Here is a 255-nt window from a genome sequence, read left to right on the forward strand (position 1 = left end):
CGTTTGGCGGACAACTTGCTCAGGATAAACGTGTCACTGCGCCTACTGAAGTCACGTTATCCCACTTGCCTCTTGGCACCTTCAGCGATCGGGAATTGGAAATACTTCGCCTGATTCAGGAAGGCCACTCCAATCAAAGCATCGGTGAACGGTTGTTTCTGTCACTGAGCACGGTCAAGTGGCACAACCAGAACATCTTTTCCAAGCTGGACGTTCAACGACGGACCGAAGCGGTTGCACGCGCGGTGCAATTGA

Annotated in this window: 1 protein-coding gene; it reads left to right on the forward strand. The window is 52.5% G+C overall.

Annotation, left to right across the window (positions count from 1 at the left end; genetic code table 11):
• The coding region (locus tag C5P05_RS00190) for a response regulator transcription factor (RefSeq protein WP_157979130.1) at positions 1 to 255 on the forward strand (255 nt) is incomplete at both ends.

This window comes from Rhodoferax ferrireducens (assembly GCF_003347515.1).
In the GTDB taxonomy this organism is placed as follows: domain Bacteria; phylum Pseudomonadota; class Gammaproteobacteria; order Burkholderiales; family Burkholderiaceae_C; genus Rhodoferax.